Source organism: Haemophilus sp. HMSC061E01 (assembly GCF_001810345.1).
Taxonomy (GTDB): domain Bacteria; phylum Pseudomonadota; class Gammaproteobacteria; order Enterobacterales; family Pasteurellaceae; genus Haemophilus_D.
In genome coordinates, this window is sequence record NZ_KV801016.1 from 1 (window position 1) to 22569 (window position 22569).

Annotated in this window: 17 protein-coding genes; 8 read left to right on the forward strand and 9 right to left on the reverse strand. The window is 40.0% G+C overall.

Annotated elements, in window-relative coordinates:
• Window positions 1–84 precede the first annotated feature (84 nt).
• A complete protein-coding gene (gene gmhB, locus HMPREF2732_RS08450; protein WP_070592493.1) occupies window positions 85–639 on the reverse strand; it encodes a D-glycero-beta-D-manno-heptose 1,7-bisphosphate 7-phosphatase in 555 nt (184 codons plus the stop codon).
• Between the two features lie 174 nt (window positions 640–813).
• Between gmhB and metN the strand changes: the two genes are divergently transcribed.
• Genes metN through HMPREF2732_RS08465 form a run of 3 tightly spaced genes read left to right on the forward strand, consistent with a single transcriptional unit; the run spans window position 814 to window position 3403 of the window.
• Complete coding sequence (metN, locus tag HMPREF2732_RS08455) at window positions 814–1851, forward strand: methionine ABC transporter ATP-binding protein MetN (RefSeq protein ID WP_005694681.1); 1038 nt, start codon at window positions 814–816, stop codon at window positions 1849–1851.
• Window positions 1841–2533: a methionine ABC transporter permease gene (locus tag HMPREF2732_RS08460; protein ID WP_049371343.1), complete on the forward strand. Its 693-nt coding sequence runs from the start codon at window positions 1841–1843 to the stop codon at window positions 2531–2533. The genes metN and HMPREF2732_RS08460 overlap by 11 nt, the downstream gene beginning before the upstream one ends.
• 39 nt (window positions 2534–2572) lie before the next feature.
• Window positions 2573–3403, forward strand: a complete 831-nt coding sequence (locus tag HMPREF2732_RS08465; RefSeq protein ID WP_049367552.1) for a MetQ/NlpA family lipoprotein — start codon at window positions 2573–2575, stop codon at window positions 3401–3403.
• A gap of 186 nt (window positions 3404–3589) precedes the next feature.
• Here HMPREF2732_RS08465 and rpoC read toward each other — a convergent pair whose 3' ends face one another.
• The 8 genes from rpoC to tal all read right to left on the reverse strand — a co-directional run bounded on the left by rpoC (window position 3590) and on the right by tal (window position 16709).
• A complete protein-coding gene (rpoC, locus tag HMPREF2732_RS08470; protein WP_070592494.1) occupies window positions 3590–7840 on the reverse strand; it encodes a DNA-directed RNA polymerase subunit beta' in 4251 nt (1416 codons plus the stop codon).
• Window positions 7841–7963: 123 nt separating this feature from the next.
• Window positions 7964–11992, reverse strand: coding sequence for a DNA-directed RNA polymerase subunit beta (rpoB, locus tag HMPREF2732_RS08475; RefSeq protein ID WP_070592495.1), 4029 nt, complete (start codon window positions 11990–11992; stop codon window positions 7964–7966).
• Between the two features lie 295 nt (window positions 11993–12287).
• The gene (gene rplL / locus HMPREF2732_RS08480) at window positions 12288–12659 is read right to left on the reverse strand and encodes a 50S ribosomal protein L7/L12 (RefSeq protein WP_049357197.1); all 372 of its coding nucleotides are present in this window, start codon (window positions 12657–12659) and stop codon (window positions 12288–12290) included.
• A 54-nt stretch (window positions 12660–12713) separates the two neighbouring features.
• Window positions 12714–13205 carry a 50S ribosomal protein L10 gene (rplJ, locus tag HMPREF2732_RS08485; RefSeq protein ID WP_005694693.1) on the reverse strand — a complete coding sequence of 164 codons (492 nt, stop codon included), beginning with the start codon at window positions 13203–13205 and terminating at the stop codon, window positions 12714–12716.
• Window positions 13206–13517: 312 nt separating this feature from the next.
• Window positions 13518–13907: a RidA family protein gene (locus HMPREF2732_RS08490; RefSeq protein ID WP_070592496.1), complete on the reverse strand. Its 390-nt coding sequence runs from the start codon at window positions 13905–13907 to the stop codon at window positions 13518–13520.
• 80 nt (window positions 13908–13987) lie between these two features.
• The gene (locus tag HMPREF2732_RS08495) at window positions 13988–14734 is read right to left on the reverse strand and encodes an MlaA family lipoprotein (RefSeq protein WP_070592500.1); all 747 of its coding nucleotides are present in this window, start codon (window positions 14732–14734) and stop codon (window positions 13988–13990) included.
• Window positions 14735–14933: 199 nt separating this feature from the next.
• Window positions 14934–15557, reverse strand: a complete 624-nt coding sequence (locus HMPREF2732_RS08500) for a YagU family protein (protein ID WP_005700166.1) — start codon at window positions 15555–15557, stop codon at window positions 14934–14936.
• 198 nt (window positions 15558–15755) lie between these two features.
• Window positions 15756–16709, reverse strand: coding sequence for a transaldolase (gene tal / locus HMPREF2732_RS08505; protein WP_049385060.1), 954 nt, complete (start codon window positions 16707–16709; stop codon window positions 15756–15758).
• Window positions 16710–17001: 292 nt separating this feature from the next.
• Between tal and HMPREF2732_RS08510 the strand changes: the two genes are divergently transcribed.
• The 5 genes from HMPREF2732_RS08510 to oppF all read left to right on the forward strand — a co-directional run bounded on the left by HMPREF2732_RS08510 (window position 17002) and on the right by oppF (window position 22549).
• Complete coding sequence (locus tag HMPREF2732_RS08510; protein ID WP_070592503.1) at window positions 17002–18627, forward strand: ABC transporter substrate-binding protein; 1626 nt, start codon at window positions 17002–17004, stop codon at window positions 18625–18627.
• Between the two features lie 80 nt (window positions 18628–18707).
• On the forward strand, window positions 18708–19628 hold the full coding sequence (gene oppB, locus HMPREF2732_RS08515; RefSeq protein ID WP_014064666.1) for an oligopeptide ABC transporter permease OppB: 921 nt from the start codon (window positions 18708–18710) through the stop codon (window positions 19626–19628).
• A 9-nt stretch (window positions 19629–19637) separates the two neighbouring features.
• A complete protein-coding gene (oppC, locus tag HMPREF2732_RS08520; RefSeq protein ID WP_070592505.1) occupies window positions 19638–20573 on the forward strand; it encodes an oligopeptide ABC transporter permease OppC in 936 nt (311 codons plus the stop codon).
• Between the two features lie 9 nt (window positions 20574–20582).
• The gene (locus tag HMPREF2732_RS08525) at window positions 20583–21554 is read left to right on the forward strand and encodes an ABC transporter ATP-binding protein (RefSeq protein ID WP_070592506.1); all 972 of its coding nucleotides are present in this window, start codon (window positions 20583–20585) and stop codon (window positions 21552–21554) included.
• Window positions 21551–22549 (forward strand): murein tripeptide/oligopeptide ABC transporter ATP binding protein OppF, encoded by a 999-nt coding sequence (gene oppF / locus HMPREF2732_RS08530; protein ID WP_070592507.1) that lies wholly within the window; start codon window positions 21551–21553, stop codon window positions 22547–22549. Before HMPREF2732_RS08525 ends, oppF begins: the two co-directional genes overlap by 4 nt.
• The last annotated feature ends 20 nt before the right edge of the window (window positions 22550–22569 follow it).

Consider the following 22569-nt stretch of genomic DNA (forward strand, 5'->3'; position numbering starts at 1 on the left):
GCAAGATCTTTTTGTAAAAAAATGTAAATTTTTTATTGGTTGAAGATCTTTTCGCCTATTCGCACAAAAAATAGATCATTTTTGTTACTTAATTAATCGTTTTGCTATTCTTGGCAAATCTGCAATGGAGTCTAAAACATAATCTGCGAGATTCTCTCCCTCTTCTGTAATGGGTTTACCTGTTCGCACTAAAATATTTGTTTTCACTTTTGCGCCAATACCTGCTTTAAGATCTTCAATCTTATCGCCAACCATAATAGATTGTGCAGGATCGATTTTCAGCGCTTTAATCGCCTCTAATAACATACCTGATTTTGGTTTTCTACATGCACAGTCGTCTTTATATTCGCCTTTCCCTTCTGGATGATGAGGACAATAATAGATGCCATCTAAATCTACTCCACGATCAGCTAATGACCAATCCATCCATTCAGTAAGTTGCAAAAACTGATCTTCTGAAAAATACCCACGTGCGATACCCGATTGATTAGTCACTAAAACCAAAAGATATCCCATTTCTTTTAATGCTTTTAATGCATCAATACTGCCTTCTATAAATTGGAAATCATCAATTTTATGGACATAACCATGGTCGATATTTAAAGTGCCATCACGATCTAAAAAAACAGCTTTCTTCATATATTTTCTCATTTATCTTTTTCTTAAGACAAAATTATCCCTTTTATCCTTAATATAAGCAATAATAAGTCATAACCGATCTGTCTAAAAAAGATCCCCTAAGATATTGACACAGCATTCTAGACGTCTAGAATACAAATGAAATTCAAATATTAACTGAGAACAAGGGCTTATATGATTAAGCTAAATAACATTACGAAGATTTTTACACTTCCAGATAAAAAACTGACCGCACTTGATAATGTTTCATTACATGTGCCGAAGGGTCAGATTTGTGGTGTCATTGGTGCTTCTGGCGCTGGTAAAAGTACACTTATCCGTTGTGTAAACTTATTAGAAAGACCAACTCACGGTGCTGTAATCATCGATGATGTGGATCTGACTCAACTTTCTGACGCTGAATTAGTGAAAACACGCCGCCAAATCGGCATGATTTTCCAGCATTTTAATTTGTTGACCTCTCGAACCGTTTTCGAAAACGTAGCGTTACCACTTGAATTAGAAAATAAATCGAAAGCAGAAATTCAAGAGAAAACGACCGCACTTTTAGCGCTTGTTGGATTAAGTGATAAACATAATGTGTATCCTGCTAATCTCTCTGGCGGTCAAAAACAACGTGTAGCTATTGCGCGTGCACTTGCAAGCGATCCTAAAGTCTTACTTTGTGATGAAGCCACCAGCGCATTGGATCCCGCTACAACTCAATCCATTCTAAAATTATTAAAAGAAATCAACCGCACTTTAGGTATCACAATTCTTCTTATCACTCATGAAATGGAAGTGGTCAAACGCATCTGCGATCAAGTTGCGGTAATTGATAAAGGCCGCCTGATTGAACAAGGCACAGTTAGCGAAATTTTCTCTAATCCGAAAACAGAATTGGCTCAAGAGTTTATCAGCTCAACCTTCCACATTACCTTGCCGGAAGAATATTTAGAAAATTTATCTGATACGCCAAAACATGCCAAATCGTATCCAATCATCAAATTTGAATTTACTGGTCGCTCTGTCGATGCACCATTACTTTCTCAAGCATCGAAAAAATTTGGTGTAGAGCTCAGTATCTTAACCTCACAAATTGATTATGCCGGTGGCGTAAAATTTGGCTTTACCATTGCGGAGGTTGAAGGTGATGAAGATGCGATTACGCAAGCCAAAGTTTATTTAATGGAAAATAACGTTCGAGTAGAGGTGCTAGGCTATGTTCAATGATTTATGGGCAACATTTAGCCAACAATTCCCCGATAATTTTGCGAGTTTATTAACGGTATCGACCGTTGAAACAATTTATATGTCAGTATTATCGACATTAATTGCGGCTTTATTAGGCTTACCACTTGGTTTTTTAACTTTCTTAACCAATAAAGGGGCGATTTTAGAAAACAAAAAACTCAATGCGTTTTTAAACGTCATTATTAATATCGGGCGTTCAATTCCTTATATTATTTTATTACTCGCTTTAATTCCGCTAACGAGCTGGTTGCTTCCTGGCGGCAGTATTGGTTCTAATGCAGCGATTGTCTCATTAAGTGCAGCCGCAACGCCATTTTTTGCACGTCTTACGAGTAATGCGCTTTTTGAGATTCCAACCGGTTTGACTGAAACAGCAAAAGCCATGGGTGCAACCAATTGGCAAATTATTCGTAAATTCTATTTGCCTGAATCCCTACCTACGCTCATTAATGCTATTACGCTCACTTTCGTGACATTAATTGGCTATACCGCAATGGCGGGAACGCAAGGCGGTGGCGGCTTAGGAAGCCTCGCCATTAACTATGGCGTCTATCGTAATATGCCATCGGTAACTTGGGCTGCAACGATTGTTATCGTGATTATCGTGATGCTCAGTCAAAAATTGGGCGACACGCTCGCAAAACGAGTGGATCACCGTTAATTATTTTCTATACCATTTTATTCACAACAAGGAAAAAACATGAAATTAAAAAACTTATTTGCTATCACTGCTATCGCGTCAGCATTAGTATTAACAGGTTGTAAAGAAGAGAAAAAAGCAGATGCAGCATCAACTGCACCTGCAGCAACATCAATCAAAGTTGGTGTAATGGCGGGTCCTGAACACCAAGTAGCCGAAACCGCGGCAAAAGTAGCAAAAGACAAATACAACTTAAATGTTGAATTTGTTTTATTCAATGACTACGCATTACCAAATACTGCTGTATCTAAAGGCGATTTAGATGCTAACGCAATGCAACACAAACCTTACTTAGATGAAGATGTAAAAGCGAAGAACTTGAACAACTTAGTGATCGTTGGTAACACCTTTGTTTACCCGCTTGCTGGCTATTCTAAAACCATCAAAAATGTAAATGAATTAAAAGATGGCGCGAAAATTGTGGTGCCAAATGACCCATCAAACCGTGGTCGTGCATTAATCCTTCTTGAGAAACAAGGTTTAATCAAACTTAAAAATTCTAACGATCTTCTTTCAACTGTCGCAGATATCGTTGAAAATCCGAAAAACTTAAAAATTTCTGAAGTAGATACCTCTGTTGCAGCTCGTGCATTAGATGATGTTGATCTTGCTGTTGTAAATAACACTTATGCGGGTCAAGTTGGCTTAAATGCACAAGATAACGGCGTATTCGTAGAAGACAAAGATTCTCCATACGTAAACATCATCGTTGCACGTACTGATAACAAAGACAGCAAAGCGATCCAAGATTTCGTGAAAGCATACCAAACTGAAGAAGTTTACCAAGAAGCGAAAAAACACTTTAAAGATGGTGTTGTAAAAGGCTGGTAATCTTAGCTTAAACTCAATATTTTAAGGCCACCAACTAAGGTGGCCTTTTATTGATGAAAAGAAAGTGCGGTCAGTTTTTACAATACTTTTCCAAAAGAAAAATTCATTAAAAACTGACCGCACTTTCTTTATTGAGATAATAAAAAACCCGAGCCTAAACTCGGGTTTTATTTTATCGATTAGCGATTACTCTGCATCATCTGCCATATTAAGCATTTCTGCTAAGTTAGTTGTTGCATCATCTGCTGTCATCACGAATTCATCAGCAATTGCTGCTTCATCGTCTTCAGACAATTTAATCACAACATCGTCTACAATACGTTTTTTGTGACGACCTTGGTGATACGCAAAACCAGTACCAGCAGGGATTAAACGACCTACGATTACGTTCTCTTTCAGGCCTCGTAATTCATCACGTTTACCCGCCACTGCCGCCTCAGTAAGCACGCGAGTGGTTTCTTGGAACGATGCCGCAGAAATGAAGGATTCTGTCGCCAATGACGCTTTGGTAATACCAAGCAACTCACGTTCGAATTCAACTGGTGGTTTACCTTCCGCTTCACGTTTACGGTTCACAATTTTCACACGAGCTACTTCAACTTGTTCCCCTTCGAGGAATTCGCTGTCATAAGCTTTCGTAATAACTGCTTTACGTAACATTTGACGTACGATAACTTCGATGTGCTTATCGTTAATTTTTACCCCTTGTAAGCGGTAAACTTCTTGCACTTCGTTCACGATATATTCAGTTACAGCACGAACACCACGTAAACGTAAGATATCGTGTGGGGTCTCTGCACCATCAGAAATCACATCACCACGTTCAACCATCTCACCTTCAAATACGTTGAGTTGACGCCATTTTGGAATCATTTCTTCGTAGATTTCACCTTCAGTTGGGGTGATTAGCAAGCGACGTTTACCTTTGGTTTCTTTACCGAAGGACACGATACCTGAAATTTCTGCCAAGATTGCAGGCTCTTTCGGTTTACGTGCTTCGAATAAGTCAGCAACGCGTGGAAGACCACCAGTAATATCTTTAGTACCCACAGATTCTTGTGGAATACGTGCAAGTGGTTCACCCACTTTCACTTCCGCACCGTCATCTAAACTTACGATTGCTTTACCTGGTAAGAAGTATTGCGCAATAACGTCAGTTTCAGGTAAGAAGATATCGTTACCTTTTGCATCAACTAATTTGATGGTTGGACGTAAATCTTTACCTGCTGTTGCACGTTCACCCACATCTTGTACGACAATAGAAGAAAGACCAGTTAATTCATCCGTTTGACGAGTTACGGTTAAACCGTCCACGATATCAACGAATTTCACAAAACCAGATACCTCAGAAACAACTGGCATAGTATGTGGATCCCAGTTTGCCACTGTTTCACCAGCAGACACTTCTTGACCGTCAGCTTTGTTCAATACAGTACCGTAAGGCACTTTATAATGTTCTTTCGTACGACCAAATGCATCAGTTACGGTTAATTCAGTATTACGAGAAGTTAAAACTAATTTACCTTCGTCATTAACAACGAATTTTGCGTTAGCAAGGTGTAAAGTACCGTTGTTTTTGATTTGTACGCTAGACTCTTTGGCTGCTGCAGAAGCTGCACCACCGATGTGGAACGTACGCATGGTTAACTGTGTACCTGGCTCACCGATAGACTGAGCAGCGATAACACCGACTGCCTCACCTTGGTTGATGAGGTGACCACGCGCTAAGTCACGACCGTAACATTTCGCACATACGCCGAAGTCAGTATCACAAGTTACAACAGAGCGAACTTTTACGCTGTCCACTGAGTTTGCATCTAACACATCACAAAGTTTTTCATCTAATAAAGTGTTACGTGCAATTAAGACTTCTTCTGTACCTGGTTTATACACATCTTCAGCCAGAACACGACCTAACACTAATTCGCGAAGTGGAACTTTCTCATCGCCACCTTCGATTAATGGAGTCATGACTAAGCCTTCATGCGTACCACAGTCATCTTCAACGATCACTAAGTCTTGCGCTACGTCAACTAAACGACGGGTTAAGTAACCAGAGTTTGCTGTTTTTAATGCGGTATCCGCCAAACCTTTACGCGCACCGTGGGTTGAAATAAAGTACTGAAGTACGTTCAAACCTTCACGGAAGTTCGCTGTAATTGGGGTTTCGATGATCGAACCATCTGGACGCGCCATCAAACCACGCATACCTGCTAACTGACGAATCTGAGCTGCAGAACCACGCGCACCAGAGTCAGCCATCATAAAGATACTGTTGAAAGAAGCTTGTTTCTCAGGATTACCTTCACGGTTGATAACTTCTTCCTGAGATAAGTTTTCCATCATCGCTTTCGCTACACGCTCATTTGCTGCAGCCCAAATATCGATGACTTTGTTATAACGCTCACCTGCCGTTACAAGACCAGATTGGAACTGTTCTTGAATTTCAGCCACTTCAGCTTCCGCTGCAGAAATAATTTCGTATTTTTTCTCTGGGATAACCATATCGTCGATACCCACAGAAGAACCTGAACGAGCCGCATAAGCAAAACCGGTATACATAATATGGTCAGCAAACATTACCGCTTCTTTCAAACCTAAACGACGATAAGCTTCATTGATAAGTTTAGAAATTGCTTTTTTACCTAATGTTTGATTAAACAATGAATAAGGCATACCTTTTGGCGCGATCATCCATAAGATTGCACGACCGATAGTGGTATCGGTTAATGTGGTTTTCTCTTCGAATTCGCCAGCTTCATTTTTCACATATTCAGTAATACGTACTTTAACGCGAGAATGTAATTCTGCTTCACCTGTGCGATATGCTTTTTCAGCTTCACGCGGATCTTGCAATAACATGCCTTCACCTTTACCGTTCACTTTTTCACGGGTCATATAGTAAAGACCCAACACCACGTCTTGTGATGGAACGATAATAGGATCACCGTTTGCTGGTGAAAGTACGTTGTTGGTTGACATCATTAACGCACGCGCTTCTAACTGAGCTTCAAGTGTTAATGGTACGTGAACCGCCATTTGGTCACCATCGAAGTCCGCGTTGAACGCCGCACAAACAAGTGGGTGTAACTGGATTGCTTTACCTTCGATTAGAAGTGGTTCAAACGCTTGGATACCTAAACGGTGAAGTGTCGGTGCACGGTTCAATAGAATTGGGTGCTCACGAATAACTTCTGCCAAGATATCCCAAACGATCGCGTCTTCACGCTCAACCATTTTCTTAGCTGCTTTGATTGTAGTTGCATAACCACGGCTTTCTAATTTTGCGTAGATAAACGGACGGAATAATTCCAATGCCATTTTCTTCGGTAAACCACATTGGTGTAAGTGCAAGTATGGACCTACAGTGATTACAGAACGGCCTGAATAGTCAACACGTTTACCTAATAAGTTTTGACGGAAACGACCTTGTTTACCTTTGATCATATCCGCAAGTGATTTCAATGGACGACGGTTAGAACCCGTAATCGCACGACCACGACGACCATTATCTAATAACGCATCAACAGATTCTTGTAACATACGTTTTTCGTTACGCACGATAATATCTGGTGCGATTAAATCCAATAAACGTTTTAAACGGTTGTTACGGTTGATCACGCGACGATATAAATCGTTCAAGTCAGAAGTTGCAAAACGACCACCATCTAATGGTACTAACGGACGTAAATCTGGTGGAAGTACTGGTAATACAGTCATCACCATCCACTCTGGTTTGTTACCAGATTGTTGGAAAGCTTCTAATAATTTTAAGCGTTTAGTGATTTTCTTACGTTTTGTTTCAGAGTTAGTTTCTTGTAACTCTTCACGTAATTTTTCACATTCCACTTCAAGATCAATACCTTTAAGTAAATCTTGAATTGCTTCAGCACCCATTTTCGCTTCGAATTCATCTTGCCAACGGTCTTCTGCATCAAGGAATTGTTCTTCAGTTAATAACTGTCCACGTTCCAAATCGGTCATACCCGGTTCGGTTACGATATACATTTCAAAATAAAGCACACGCTCAATATCACGTAACGGCATATCAAGTAATAAACCGATACGGGACGGAAGTGATTTTAAGAACCAAATGTGCGCCACAGGACAAGCCAATTCAATGTGGCCCATACGTTCACGACGCACTTTAGTTTGTGTGACTTCAACACCACATTTTTCACAAATCACACCACGGTGTTTTAAGCGTTTATATTTACCGCATAAACATTCGTAATCTTTTACTGGCCCGAAAATACGTGCACAGAAAAGACCGTCACGCTCAGGTTTGAACGTACGATAGTTGATTGTTTCAGGTTTTTTAACTTCACCAAATGACCAAGAACGGATCATGTCTGGAGAAGCTAACCCAATTTTAATCACATCAAAATCTTCACTCGTTTTTGATTGTGCTTTTAAAAACTTAACTAAGTCTTTCACAAATAGTCTCCTGTCGGAGTTAAGGGTTTCAAAGTGCGGTCAAAAATATTTTGTTTTTTAACCGCACTTCGGCGATTTCTTCCTTTTGCTTCCCCTGCGAACAGAGGAAGACAGGTTTGTCGATTACTCTTCGTCTAACTCGATATTCAAACCAAGTGAACGGATTTCTTTCATAATTACGTTGAAAGATTCCGGTGTACCCGGATCCATTTGCTGGTTACCGCCAACGATGTTTTTATACATCTTCGTACGGCCGTTCACGTCATCGGATTTCACGGTTAACATTTCTTGTAAGGTGTAAGCCGCACCATATGCTTCAAGTGCCCATACCTCCATCTCACCGAAACGTTGACCACCGAATTGTGCTTTACCACCAAGTGGTTGTTGAGTAACAAGACTATAAGAACCAGTTGAACGAGCATGCATTTTGTCATCAACTAAGTGGTTCAATTTGAGCATGTACATATAACCTACGGTTACTGGACGCTCGAATTTCTCACCCGTACGGCCATCGTATAACGTAATCTGACCTGAAGTTGGTAAGCCACCGAGTTTCAACATTTCTTTGATTTCTTGCTCAGCAGCACCATCAAACACAGGTGTTGCTACCGGTAAACCTTTACGTAGGTTTTCCGCTAAACGCATGATTTCGTCATCGCTAAAGGTGCTTAAATCAACTTTTTGTGCGCCATGACCTAAATCGTATGCTTTTTGCATATAGCCACGAAGTTTCTCAACATCTTGTTTTTGTTTGATCATCGCATTGATTTGATCACCGATACCTTTCGCCGCTAAGCCTAAGTGGGTTTCTAAGATCTGACCGATGTTCATACGAGACGGTACGCCCAGTGGGTTCAATACGATTTCAACCGGTTGACCGTTTTCATCGTATGGCATATCTTCCACAGGGTTGATTTTTGAGATAACACCTTTGTTACCGTGACGACCCGCCATTTTATCACCCGGTTGGATGTGACGTTTCACCGCAAGGTAAACTTTAACCACTTTTAACACGCCTGGTGCAAGGTCATCGCCTTTAATGATTTTCTTACGTTGTACTTCAAGTTTGTGTTCAAACTCTTTACGTAATTCTTCATATTGCTCAGCAAGCTGTTCTAATTGGTTTTGTTTTTCTTCATCTGAAATGGTTTGTTCTAACCATTTAGTGCGATCCATTTTATCTAATTGAGCCGCATCAATACCGCCAGCAATAAGTACATTACGTACACGAGCAAACAAGCCAGCTTCTAAGATTTCTAATTCATCAGAAAGGTCTTTCTTAGCTTGTTTTAACTGCATTTCTTCAATTTCTAATGCACGTTTGTCTTTTTCTACGCCATCACGGGTGAAGACTTGAACGTCAATTACAGTACCGCTTACGCTGTTTGGTACACGTAATGAAGAGTCTTTCACATCAGATGCTTTTTCACCGAAGATTGCACGTAACAATTTTTCTTCTGGTGTTAATTGCGTTTCGCCTTTAGGGGTGACTTTACCGACTAAGATGTCTCCACCTTTCACTTCCGCACCTACATAAACGATACCTGATTCATCCAATTTACTTAATGCAGATTCACCTACGTTTGGAATATCCGCAGTAATTTCTTCAGAACCTAATTTAGTGTCACGCGCCACACAAGATAATTCTTGAATGTGGATTGTCGTAAAGCGGTCTTGTTGTACTACACGCTCAGAAACTAACATTGAGTCTTCGAAGTTATAACCGTTCCAAGGCATGAACGCCACACGGATATTTTGACCTAATGCTAATTCACCTAAGTCTGTTGAAGGACCATCAGCTAATACTTCACCACGGTTAATTGGATCGCCTAAATTCACACAAGGAATTTGGTTGATACAGGTATTTTGGTTAGAACGGGTGTATTTAATTAAGTTATAAATATCAATACCCGCTTCGCCAGCTACAGTTTCATCTTCATTTACTTTGATAACGATACGAGACGCATCAACGTATTGAACAGTACCACCACGTTTCGCGACAACCGCCACACCTGAGTCAAGTGCGATTGGTTTTTCCATACCTGTACCCACTAACGGCTTATCAGCACGTAAAGTAGGAACCGCTTGACGTTGCATGTTCGCACCCATTAAGGCACGGTTAGCATCGTCATGCTCTAAGAATGGAATTAACGCTGCAGCCACAGATACCACTTGTTGAGTTGAAACGTCCATATAGTGAATTTCTTCTGGTTTATAAAGACCAGATTCACCACGTTCACCACGTGCAGTAACGAATGCATCTGTAAAGCGATTATTCTCATCAAGGTTTGAGTTCGCCTGTGCAATGATGTAGTTTGCTTCATCAATTGCAGATAAGTATTCGATTTCTTCGGTTACTTGACCATTCACTACTTTACGATATGGGGTTTCTAAGAAACCGTAATCGTTCGTACGAGCAAACGCAGAAAGTGAGTTGATCAAACCGATGTTTGGACCTTCAGGGGTTTCGATTGGACATAAACGACCATAGTGAGTGTTATGTACGTCACGAACCTCAAAGCCTGCGCGTTCACGCGTTAAACCACCTGGACCTAATGCAGAAATACGACGTTTGTGTGTCACTTCTGATAATGGGTTATTTTGGTCCATGAATTGCGAAAGTTGTGAAGAACCAAAGAATTCTTTCACTGCCGCAGAAATTGGTTTTGGATTAATTAAGTCTTGTGGCGTGATCGCATCTAAATCGCCTAAAGATAAACGCTCTTTAACTGCTCTTTCTACACGAACTAAACCAATACGGAATTGGTTTTCAGCCATTTCACCCACTGAGCGAATACGACGGTTACCCAAGTGGTCGATATCATCCACTTCACCACGACCATTACGGATATCGATGAGTTTTTTCATCACGCGAATGATATCGTCGTTACTTAAAATACCCGTACCCTCGCCTTCAGGAATACCTAACGAGCGATTAAACTTCATACGACCTACCGCAGATAAATCATAACGTTCTGCAGAGAAGAATAAGTTATTGAATAATGTTTCTGAAGATTCTGGTGTAGGTGGTTCACCTGGACGCATCATACGATAGATTTCATATAATGCACTTACACGATCGTAAGTTGGATCAACACGTAATGTTTCAGAGATATATGGACCGTAATCTAAGTCATTGGTGAATAATGTTTCGATCACTTTATAGCCTGCTTGCGATAATTTCGCTAACACTTCTAAAGAAATCTCGCCATTTGCTGGGCAAATGATTTCACCAGATTCAAGATCTACATAATCTTTCGCTGCAACTTTACCTGCGATATATTCAGTTGGCACTTCAACTTGTGTCACATTATCTTTTTCTAATGCTTTGATGTGACGAGCTGTGATACGACGACCGCGTTCTACATAGACTTTGCCATTTGCTTCAATATCAAATGTCGCCGTTTCCCCACGTAGACGTTCTGGCACTAATGTCATGAGTAATTTATTGCCAGCGATTTCGAAAGTTACTTTATCAAAGAATAAGTTTAAGATTTCTTCAACCGTGTAACCTAACGCTCGTAAAATAATGGTTGCCGGTAATTTACGACGGCGGTCAATACGCGCATATAAGTTATCTTTTGGATCAAATTCGAAATCTAACCAAGAACCACGGTAAGGGATAATGCGTGCGTTATAAAGCACTTTACCTGAAGAGTGTGTTTTACCTTTGTCAGAATCAAAGAATACGCCCGGGCTACGGTGTAATTGTGAAACGATAACACGCTCAGTACCATTGATAACAAAAGTACCGTTGTCAGTCATTAATGGGATTTCACCCATATATACTTCGCTTTCTTTAATGTCTTTGACTGCGCGTGATGAAGATTCTTTATCGTAGCTAACCAAACGTAATTTTACGCGTAAACCTGCTGCATAAGTTGAACCACGAATTTGGCATTCACGCACATCAAATTCTGGCTCTTCTAAACGGTAATCAACATATTGTAATTCTGTATAACCGTTATTGCTTACGATTGGGAAAACAGAACGGAATGCAGCTTCTAAGCCTTGTTGACCTTCAGGATCTTTTTGAATGAATTTATCAAAAGAATCTAATTGGATGGTTAATAAATAAGGTACATTTAAAACTTGCGGACGTTTGCCGAAGTCTTTACGAATTCGTTTTTTCTCAGTATAGGAGTAACCCATTATTGGTTTTCCTCTGTAAATTTTAGTGAGACCGAGTTGATATAAAAAAGTGCGGTCAAATTGATTGACGCTTTTATTTATATCGGAGATTGACGCCGTTTCGGATACCGCACTCTGAACCTTACTTCTGTAGTGGGCTACTTAAATTAAAACGTCTGATTAATTTAAGTGGAAACAGATACCATTAAACGGAAAATGCCTATCTGTTTTTTGTGCTGTTTTTGATAGCACAAAATGGCTGATGGTAAACCACCAGCCATTAAGCCTGAGAAACAGGACATAAGTGAATCAAAAATTATTTGATTTCTACTTTTGCACCAGCTTCTTCTAATTCTTTCTTAAGTGCTTCAGCTTCTTCTTTAGAAATGCCTTCTTTTAAGTTAGCTGGAGCTGATTCAACTAAGTCTTTAGCTTCTTTTAAGCCTAAACCAGTTGCACCACGTACTGCTTTGATAACTGCTACTTTGTTAGCACCAGCTTCAGCAAGAACTACGTCGAATTCAGTTTTTTCTTCTGCCGCTGCTGCTGCGCCGCCAGCTGCTGGAGCTGCTGCTACTGCTGCTGCAGAAACACCGAATTTTTCTTCCATCGCTGCGATTAATTCAACGATTTCAGTTACAGATTTAGAAGCGATCGCTTCAATGATTTGTTCGTTAGTTAATGACATAACAATCAATTCCTAAAATTAATAAAGTTAAATGAAGTAAGAAACGCTTAATGATTAAGCTGCTTCTTGTAATTTGTCGCGTAATGCCGCAAAAGTGCGAACAAGTTTGCCTGCCGCAGCTTCTTTCATTGTGCCCATTAAACGTGCAATTGCTTCTTCGTAAGTTGGTAATGTTGCTAAGAATTCAACATCTTGGATCTTACCTTCAAAGGCTGCACCTTTAATTTCAAACTTATCGTTTGCTTTAGCAAAATCTTTGAACAAACGTGCTGCTGCACCTGGGTGTTCGTTAGAGAATGCGATAAGTGTTGGACCTACAAACGTATCTTGTAAGCATTCGAAATCAGTGCCTTCAACCGCACGACGTAATAAAGTATTACGAACAACGCGCATTGTTACACCAGCTTCACGAGCTGCTTTACGTAATTCAGTCATTTTATCAACAGTTACACCGCGAGAATCCGCGATTACTGCTGAAAGTGCACCTTTGGCTGCTTCATTTACTTCGGCAACAATTGCTTGTTTGTCTTGAAGATTTAATGCCATTGGCTTTTAGCTCCTGAATACACTCCGATTTCTCGGAATTAATTTACCTCATCGAAAGAGTTATCTTTCAGACTAGGACGACTTCGGTGCCCAGAAGCAAGAAATATTCTTATTCTGTTCACCATCTACGTAGGATTATTAAGACGATTATTGCTAACCATTCCCTACGGTCTTGGACGGGGCTTGAATAGGTCAAGCACCAACCAGAAATTTTACGCTAAGCGTAATTTAGGAGCGAGATTATAGTGATTAATCTCGCTCTTGTAAAGTCTATTGTAGAAAAAATCTGCAGATTTTAACCGCACTTTTCGATTATTTTCTTACCGCAATCGCTTCGATTTCTAAGCCAACATCTTTTGGCAAGCGAGCAACTTCTACGCAAGAACGAGCAGGGAAATTAGGGTGATGATTTTCTTTAAAGAATTTCTCATACTCTGCATTTACTGCTGCAAAATCATTAAGATCTTTCACAAACACCGTGGTTTTCACAATATCACCCACGGTCAAACCCGCTTGTTCAATAATCGCTTTCACATTCTCTAAAGATTGACGCGCTTGAGCCACAATATCTTTCGGCACTTCACCATTCGCCGGATTAACGGGAATTTGTCCAGATGTTAAAACTAAATTACCTAAATCTACCGCTTGAACATAAGGGCCGATTGCGGCAGGGGCTTTTTCTGTATGAATGATTTTAGTCATGATATTCTCCTTTAATCTTGACGTATAAACACGCTTACTATCCTAACATATAAGCGTCTTAATCACTTATATGAGTATTCTTAATCAATCTCTTTTAATACATCATCAGAGAGCTCTTTCTGTGAACCTTCTTTCACTTTACCATCATTTACTTTAAATTCTAAATTCTGATAATAAGCTTCGCGGAAGGTGACATAAGGATCTTGTGCTTGATTTAGCAACTCGGTTTGGTACAATGTTTTCGAGCGTTTATCTACCGCTTGCACACCGTATTTCACAAGTGACCACGGGCCACCTACCCAATTCCAGAACGGATAGGTATAAGCTGCATCAACTACTGCCCCCGTTAATTGACGAGGTGTCGTCGCATTATAGATAGGCAATACAATATAGGCTCCCGCATCTACACCGTAGGTGCCCAATGTTTCACCAAAGCTACGTTGATCATAAACCTGTAATTCTTTACTTGCACTTGCAAAGTCAAATAAGCCACCAATACCAAAGGTTGAGTTAATCCAAAAACGGTTGAAGTGAACAAAGGCTTTTTTCGGTTCACCTTCTAATAAACGGTTCACAAAACTCACTGGCTCATCTAAGTTATTTGCCACATTGGATAAACCTTTTGTGACTGGTGTCGGCACGTAATCACGCCAGCCTTTTGCTGCAGGTTCTAACACATATCGGTCCATGACTTTATAGTTAAAATCAAACATCGTACGGTTAAAACTTTCTAATTTATCATTGCGTTCACCATCTGCTTTTGTCGCACAACCAGTTAATACAGCTGTAGCCATTAAGCCGACCGCAAGTAAAGGTGTTTTTTTCATTCCACTTTCCTATCACAAAAAATTGTCTTTATTCTAACCAACTTGAAAGATAACTACAAAAAATTTATTAAAACCTAGAGATAACTTTTCTGTTAGCTATTTTTAATCATAGTGCTTTTTAGTTTTCCAAAAATGACTTTTGTTCCCGACATAAACAAAAATGCCACCTTTCGGTGGCATTCTTTGCAATATAGATTAATTATTCAGTTGCATTTTTTAATGGAATTTCTGCATCTGGCTCGCGAGTAATACGGTTACGTAAATCACGACGAATAATCTCAATTGTCCAGAACCAGAAAATGTGTCCCACTAATTCAGAAATATGTTCATATAACGGCCATTCTGCAACAGGTGGTGTTAAACCTAATGCTGGAAAAGTGATGTAGTGAACACAAATATCTGCGATTAAACCTGCACCAATACCTTGCCAGAATTTGATTTTAGGGAAACGTTCTGCCACTAAACAGTAAGCAATAGCAAATACTAATGAGAAAGTAATGTGAGTCACGCCAATCCAGTCAAAACCATGATCTGCAAAAGTGAATGCTGCTTGAGTTGGGTCAATACCTAAATAATCACGTAAGAATACGTGTGGTGGGTTTAAAAACGCACGTGAACAGACTTGAAGAATTTGATCTTGACTTAAACCTGTGATGTCTACTTTACATGCTGCTGCGAAGAAATCGATTGGACTACGCGGTGGGAATGGATGCTCAGCACCCCATTTTACGAATGCAGAAATTAAACCTGCAATAATACCAACAAAAATCGCTACGCCATAACGACGACGATTAGCAGGAGTTTGTTCAAAAATACCTGACATATATTTGCTCCGAAAAAAGAAAAAATGACCGCACTTTGTATCAAAAGTCGCGGTTCCCATTTTGCTTTAGCAAAACTTGTCTTGAATTCTCAATGACTTTGGTGAGTTAGTCAAGAACTAATTATTAAGAGTTAGAACATTTTATGGTAAGAATAAAAAATGCGGTTATTTCTAACCGCACTTTCATGTTTTTTTAAATTAAAGTTTTGCTGAAAGCATTGCTTCTAATTTCTCTTGGTCAACTGCAAATTTGCGAATCCCCTCTGCTAATTTCTCAACAGCCATCGCATCGCTGTTATGTTGCCAGTAGAATTCTGCTTCAGTTAATGGTTGATGTTTCGCTTTTACTTCACCTTTGTAATCTAGTTTACGTACAAGTGCGGTTGAATTTTCTTGTAATTCTTTAAGTAAAGCGGGAGCGATAGTTAAACGATCACAACCTGCTAATTCAATAATTTCACCGACATTACGGAAACTTGCACCCATTACCACGGTTTTATAACCGTATTCTTTGTAATAGTTATAAATTTTGGTTACAGAAATGACACCTGGGTCTTCTGCTGGTGCATATTCTTTTTTATCAGTATTTGCTTTGTACCAGTCTAAGATACGACCGACGAATGGCGAAATTAAGTAAACACCAGCTTCAGCACACGCACGTGCTTGGGCTTCGGAGAATAATAAGGTTAAGTTACAGTTAATACCTTCTTTTTCAAGAATTTCTGCTGCACGAATACCTTGCCATGTTGACGCAATTTTGATCAATATACGATCATTTGAAATGCCTGCAGCATTATAAAGTGCGATAAGTTTACGTGCTTTTTCAACAGTTGCTTGAGTATCGTAAGAGAGACGTGCATCTACTTCAGTTGAAATACGTCCAGGAACAATTTTTAAAATTTCTAAACCGATGTTTACCGCTAATTTATCTTCAGCATCAATTAATTGTTGCGCTTTATCCGCACTTTGTGCTTTGGCATAAGCAATCGCTTCATCAATTAATGGTGCATATTGTGGTAATGCTGAAGCACTTAAAATTAAAGATGGGTTTGTTGTTGCATCTTGCGGTTGGTATTTTTTAATGGCATCAATATCGCCAGTATCAGCCACAACGACGGTCATACTACGAAGTGAATCTAACTGAGTTGTCATTATATTCTCCTTGAATGGATTTGTTTGAATTCAACTGTCTTACGATAGCATAATTAGCTTTAAAAGGGTAATTCGTCCAGGAAAATATTTACGATAGGAAAAACCAATACATTCTAGATTTCCTCTCTCACATCATCACTTTTAGCAATTTTTTTAAAATTTATTGGATATAAATCACAAAACGTTATTTTTCTTTAAATAATTACCTTACAAATCTTTACAAAAATGAATTTTTGAGCTAATAAGTGGAAGACTCTTTATAAAAATATCGCCTAATGACAAGGAGGCTCAAATGCAACACAAACTACTCTTCTCAGCAATCGCTCTTGCTCTTTCCTATTCTGCTCAAGCGGTTATAGTACCTGAGGGAACGCAATTAGATGAAAAACAGCATATCGTCATCAATAACGGGGCAGAACCACAAAGTTTTGACCCACAAAAAACCGAAGGTGTGCCAGAATCTGCCGTTGCTTATCAATTACTTGAAGGTCTCGTCACCTCAGACTCTGAAGGTAAACTTCAACCAGGTGTGGCTGAAAGCTGGGAAAATACACCTGACTTCAAAACTTGGACATTCCATTTACGTAAAGATGCTAAATGGTCAAACGGCGATCCTGTTACCGCGCACGATTTCGTATTTGCGTGGCGTCGTTTAGTGGATCCTGCAACTGCAGCGCCTTATGCAAGTTACTTAAGTTACTTACAAGTAGAAAATGCGCAAGACATCATTGACGGTAAGAAAAAACCGGCTGAATTAGGTGTTGAAGCAAAAGATGATTACACCTTTGTGGTTCATGCAACCAATCCTGTGCCTTATGCAGTCAGTTTAACGACTCACCAATCCTTATTGCCATTACCACAAAAAGTGGTCGAAAAATTGGGTGATGCATGGGTGAAAAAAGAAAACTACGTAGGTAATGGTGCCTATAAACTGGCTAACCACATTATTAATGAAAAAATCGAATTTGAACGTAACCCACTTTATTGGAATGATAAAGAAACCGTAATCAATAGCGCGACATTCCTTGCTATTGAAAACCCAAGTACTGATGTGGCGCGTTATCGTGCCGGCGATTTAGATATGACTAGCTACGCCTTACCACCAGAACAATTTGCTAAATTACAAAAAGAGTTGCCCGGCGAAGTATTCACGACACGTACTCTCGCAACCTATTCTTACGAGCTAAACAATAAGAAAGCGCCTTTTGATAACGTGAATATTCGTAAAGCATTGAACTTATCCCTTGATCGTAATGTGATCACCGATAAAGTATTGGGCCAAGGTCAAACACCAACCTATGTGTTTACCCCAACTTACATCGAAGAAGGTCATCTCATTCAACAACCTGCTTATTCAAAAGAACCTATGGCACAACGTAATGAAGAAGCCATTAAACTCTTAGAAGAAGCTGGTTACAGCAAAGCGAATCCGTTGAAATTCACCATTCTTTACAATACCAATGAAAACCACAAAAAAGTGGCTATTGCTGCAGCATCTATGTGGAAAGCAAACACCAAAGGTTTGATTGATGTGAAATTAGAAAACCAAGAGTGGAAAACTTACATTGATAGCCGTCGTGCGGGTCGTTACGACGCGGCACGTGCCGGCTGGAATGCGGATTACAACCAAGCCACAACATTCGGCAACTATTTCTTATCTAATTCTAGTAACAATACCGCGAAATATGCGAATCCAGAATATGATAAAGCCATTGCTGAATCTTATGTCGCAACGGATGCTGAAGGTCGTGCAAAAGCTTATGCGAAAGCCGAAGAAATTCTTGCAAAAGATTACGGTATCGTACCAATCTTTAACTATGTGAATCCACGCTTAGTGAAACCTTATGTAAAAGGTTATTCAGGCAAAGATCCACAAGATCATATTTACTTACGCAACCTTTATATTATTAAACATTAATTCGTTGCTAGTATTTAAGTGCGGTTAAAAATCGTCGTATTTTTTGACCGCACTTTTCGCCCATTTTGGTTGGAGTTGTTATGCTCAAGTTTATTTTTAAACGGCTGTTGGAAGCCTTGCCGACGCTGTTTATTTTGATTACTTTTTCTTTCTTTTTGATGCGTCTCGCCCCAGGCAGCCCGTTCACTTCTGAACGCGCTTATCCGCCAGAAGTCATGGCTAATATCGAAGCGAAGTATCATTTAAATGAACCATTATATAAACAATATTTCCTTTATTTAGAAAATCTTTCCAAAGGAGATTTTGGTCCCTCTTTTAAATATAAAGACCAATCAGTCAATGATTTAATCGCGTCAGCTTTCCCTGTTTCCATAAAATTGGGAATGGTGGCCTTCGCCTTTGCAGTCGTGTTAGGGGTAACAGCAGGTACGCTCGCCGCTCTCAATCAAAATAGCCGTTGGGATTATATTTTGATGAGTTTCTCGATGCTTGGCGTAATAATGCCAAGCTTTGTCTTCGCACCAGTCTTGGTGCTGATTTTCGCCATTTATTTAGGGTGGCTGCCAGCTGGTGGTTGGAATGGCGGTTCAGCAATGTACATTATTTTACCCGTTGCCTCATTAACTATCGCTTATGTTGCAGGGATTGCACGTATCATGCGCGGATCCATGATTGAAGTACTGCATTCCAACTTTATTCGTACCGCTAAAGCAAAAGGACTTTCAACCTCAAGAATCATTTTAAAACATGCTTTACGTCCTGCTCTTTTACCCGTGATTACCTATTTAGGCCCGGCTTTCGTAGGGATTATTACTGGCTCAATGGTTATCGAAAGTGTATTTGGTTTGCCTGGCATGGGCTTATTATTTGTAAACGGTGCATTAAACCGCGATTATTCTTTAGTTTTAAGTCTTACTATTTTAGTGGGCACATTAACCATTTTATTTAATGCGATTGTGGATATTTTATACGCCATCATCGATCCAAAAATTCGTTATTAAGGATAAATTATGACAGATTATCGTACTCAGCCGATTAATCAGAAAAATGCGGATTTTGTGGAACAAGTAGCTGACCGTATTGAAGAAATGCAACTGGAAGGCCGCAGTCTCTGGCAAGATGCGAAACGCCGTTTTTTCCGCAACAAAGCTGCTGTTGCCAGTCTAATTATTTTGGCATTTATTATTATATTTATTACCGTAGCGCCTTGGTTCCTCCCCTTTACCTATGAAGATACCGATTGGAATATGATGAGCGCCGCACCAACAATGGAAGGCTATCACTTCTTTGGTACTGATGCTTCCGGGCGAGATTTATTGGTACGTACTGCTATCGGTGGACGTATTTCCTTATTGGTCGGTATTGCAGGTGCTTTCATTTCCGTGACTATCGGCACAATTTATGGGGCGATTTCTGGCTATGTAGGCGGTAAAACAGATATGTTAATGATGCGCTTTTTAGAGATTCTCAGCTCATTTCCATTTATGTTTTTCGTGATTTTGTTGGTGACGCTTTTTGGCCAAAACATTTTCTTAATTTTTATCGCTATCGGTGCTATTGCTTGGCTTGGTCTTGCACGTATTGTACGCGGACAAACCCTCAGCCTAAAAAATAAAGAATTCGTCGAAGCCGCCATCGTTTGTGGCGTACCTCGTCGCCAAATCATTTTGAAACACATTATTCCGAATGTATTAGGCTTAGTAGCAGTGTATGCCTCGCTTGAAGTACCAGGACTCATTCTATTTGAATCATTCTTAAGTTTCTTAGGCCTAGGGACTCAAGAGCCAATGAGTAGTTGGGGTGCACTCTTAAGTGATGGTGCTGCACAAATGGAAGTGTCGCCTTGGTTATTAATTTTCCCGGCATTTTTCCTTTGCCTTACCCTATTTTGTTTTAACTTTATCGGTGACGGGTTGCGCGATGCGCTCGATCCGAAAGATAGATAGGAGCGAATCATGAATCCTTTATTAGATGTAAAAAATCTCTACGTTCGCTTCAAAACACCAGATGGTGTCGTCACAGCGGTGAATGATTTAAACTTCACGCTGAATGCCGGAAGCACGCTCGGTATTGTAGGCGAAAGTGGTTCTGGTAAGTCACAAACAGCCTTTGCTTTAATGGGTTTATTGGCAGCCAACGGTGAAGTGGAAGGTTCAGCCATTTTTGAAGGGAAAGAATTAGTTAATTTACCGAATGCTGAATTGAATAAAATCCGTGCCGAGCAAATTTCCATGATTTTCCAAGATCCGATGACGTCGCTAAATCCTTACATGAAAATCGGTGAACAACTCATGGAAGTGCTGCAATTGCATAAGGGCTATGATAAACAAACTGCCTTTGCCGAATCCGTGAAAATGTTAGACGCAGTTAAAATGCCAGAAGCCAAAAAACGTATGGGTATGTATCCTCATGAATTTTCTGGCGGTATGCGTCAACGGGTGATGATTGCGATGGCCTTATTATGCCGTCCAAAACTACTCATTGCAGATGAACCAACAACCGCTTTGGATGTAACCGTTCAAGCACAAATCATGACCTTGTTAAATGAGTTAAAACGCGAATTTAATACTGCGATTATTATGATTACCCATGATCTTGGTGTAGTGGCAGGTATCTGCGATCAAGTCATGGTGATGTATGCCGGACGAACCATGGAATACGGCACAGCGGAACAAATTTTCTATCATCCGACGCATCCTTATTCCATTGGCTTAATGGATGCAATTCCTCGTTTAGACGGCAATGAAGAACACTTGGTCACCATTCCAGGCAATCCGCCGAATTTACTGCATTTGCCAAAAGGTTGTCCATTCTCACCTCGTTGCCAATTTGCTACCGAACAATGCCAAACTGCGCCAAAACTGACTACATTTAATCGTGGTCAATTACGCAATTGTTGGTTACCCGCGGAGAAATTTAACCTATGACAGTCTCAAACAACAAAGAATTACTCCTTGAAGTCAATCACTTAGGCGTCAGTTTTAAAATTAAAAATGATAAATCCCTTTTCTTCGCCAAACCGCAAACCTTAAAAGCGGTGAAGGATGTGTCTTTTAAACTTTACGCAGGTGAAACTCTCGGTGTAGTGGGTGAATCAGGTTGCGGTAAATCAACTCTTGCACGCGCTATTATCGGTTTAGTCGAAGCGAGTGAAGGGGAAATCTTGTGGCTTGGCAAAAATTTGCGAAAACAATCAGCGAAACAATGGAAAGAAACGCGTAAAGATATTCAAATGATTTTCCAAGACCCTCTCGCCTCTCTCAATCCACGAATGAATATTGGTGAAATCATTGCTGAACCATTAAAGATCTACCAACCGCACTTAAGCACCGCTGAAGTGAAAGAAAAAGTGCAAGCTATGATGTTGAAAGTTGGGCTTTTACCCAACTTGATTAACCGCTATCCGCATGAGTTTTCTGGTGGCCAATGTCAGCGTATCGGTATCGCTCGCGCGTTAATCATTGAGCCGAAAATGATCATTTGTGATGAGCCTGTTTCTGCTCTGGATGTGTCAATTCAGGCTCAAGTGGTGAATTTATTGAAATCCCTGCAAAAAGAAATGGGGCTTTCCTTAATTTTCATCGCTCATGATTTGGCGGTGGTAAAACACATTTCTGACCGCGTGTTAGTGATGTATTTAGGCAATGCCATGGAATTAGGCAGTGATGAGGAGGTATATAACAATACCAAACATCCTTATACCAAAGCCTTAATGTCTGCAGTTCCAATTCCCGATCCAAAATTGGAACGCAATAAGTCCATCGAATTACTTGAAGGTGAGCTGCCTTCGCCAATTAATCCACCGTCAGGTTGCGTGTTCCGAACTCGCTGCCTGAAAGCTGATGAAAATTGTGCGAAACAAAAACCACCTTTAACCAGCCAAAACAACAGCCATTTTGTGGCTTGTTTGAAAGTCTTATAAAACAAAAAGTGCGGTCAAAA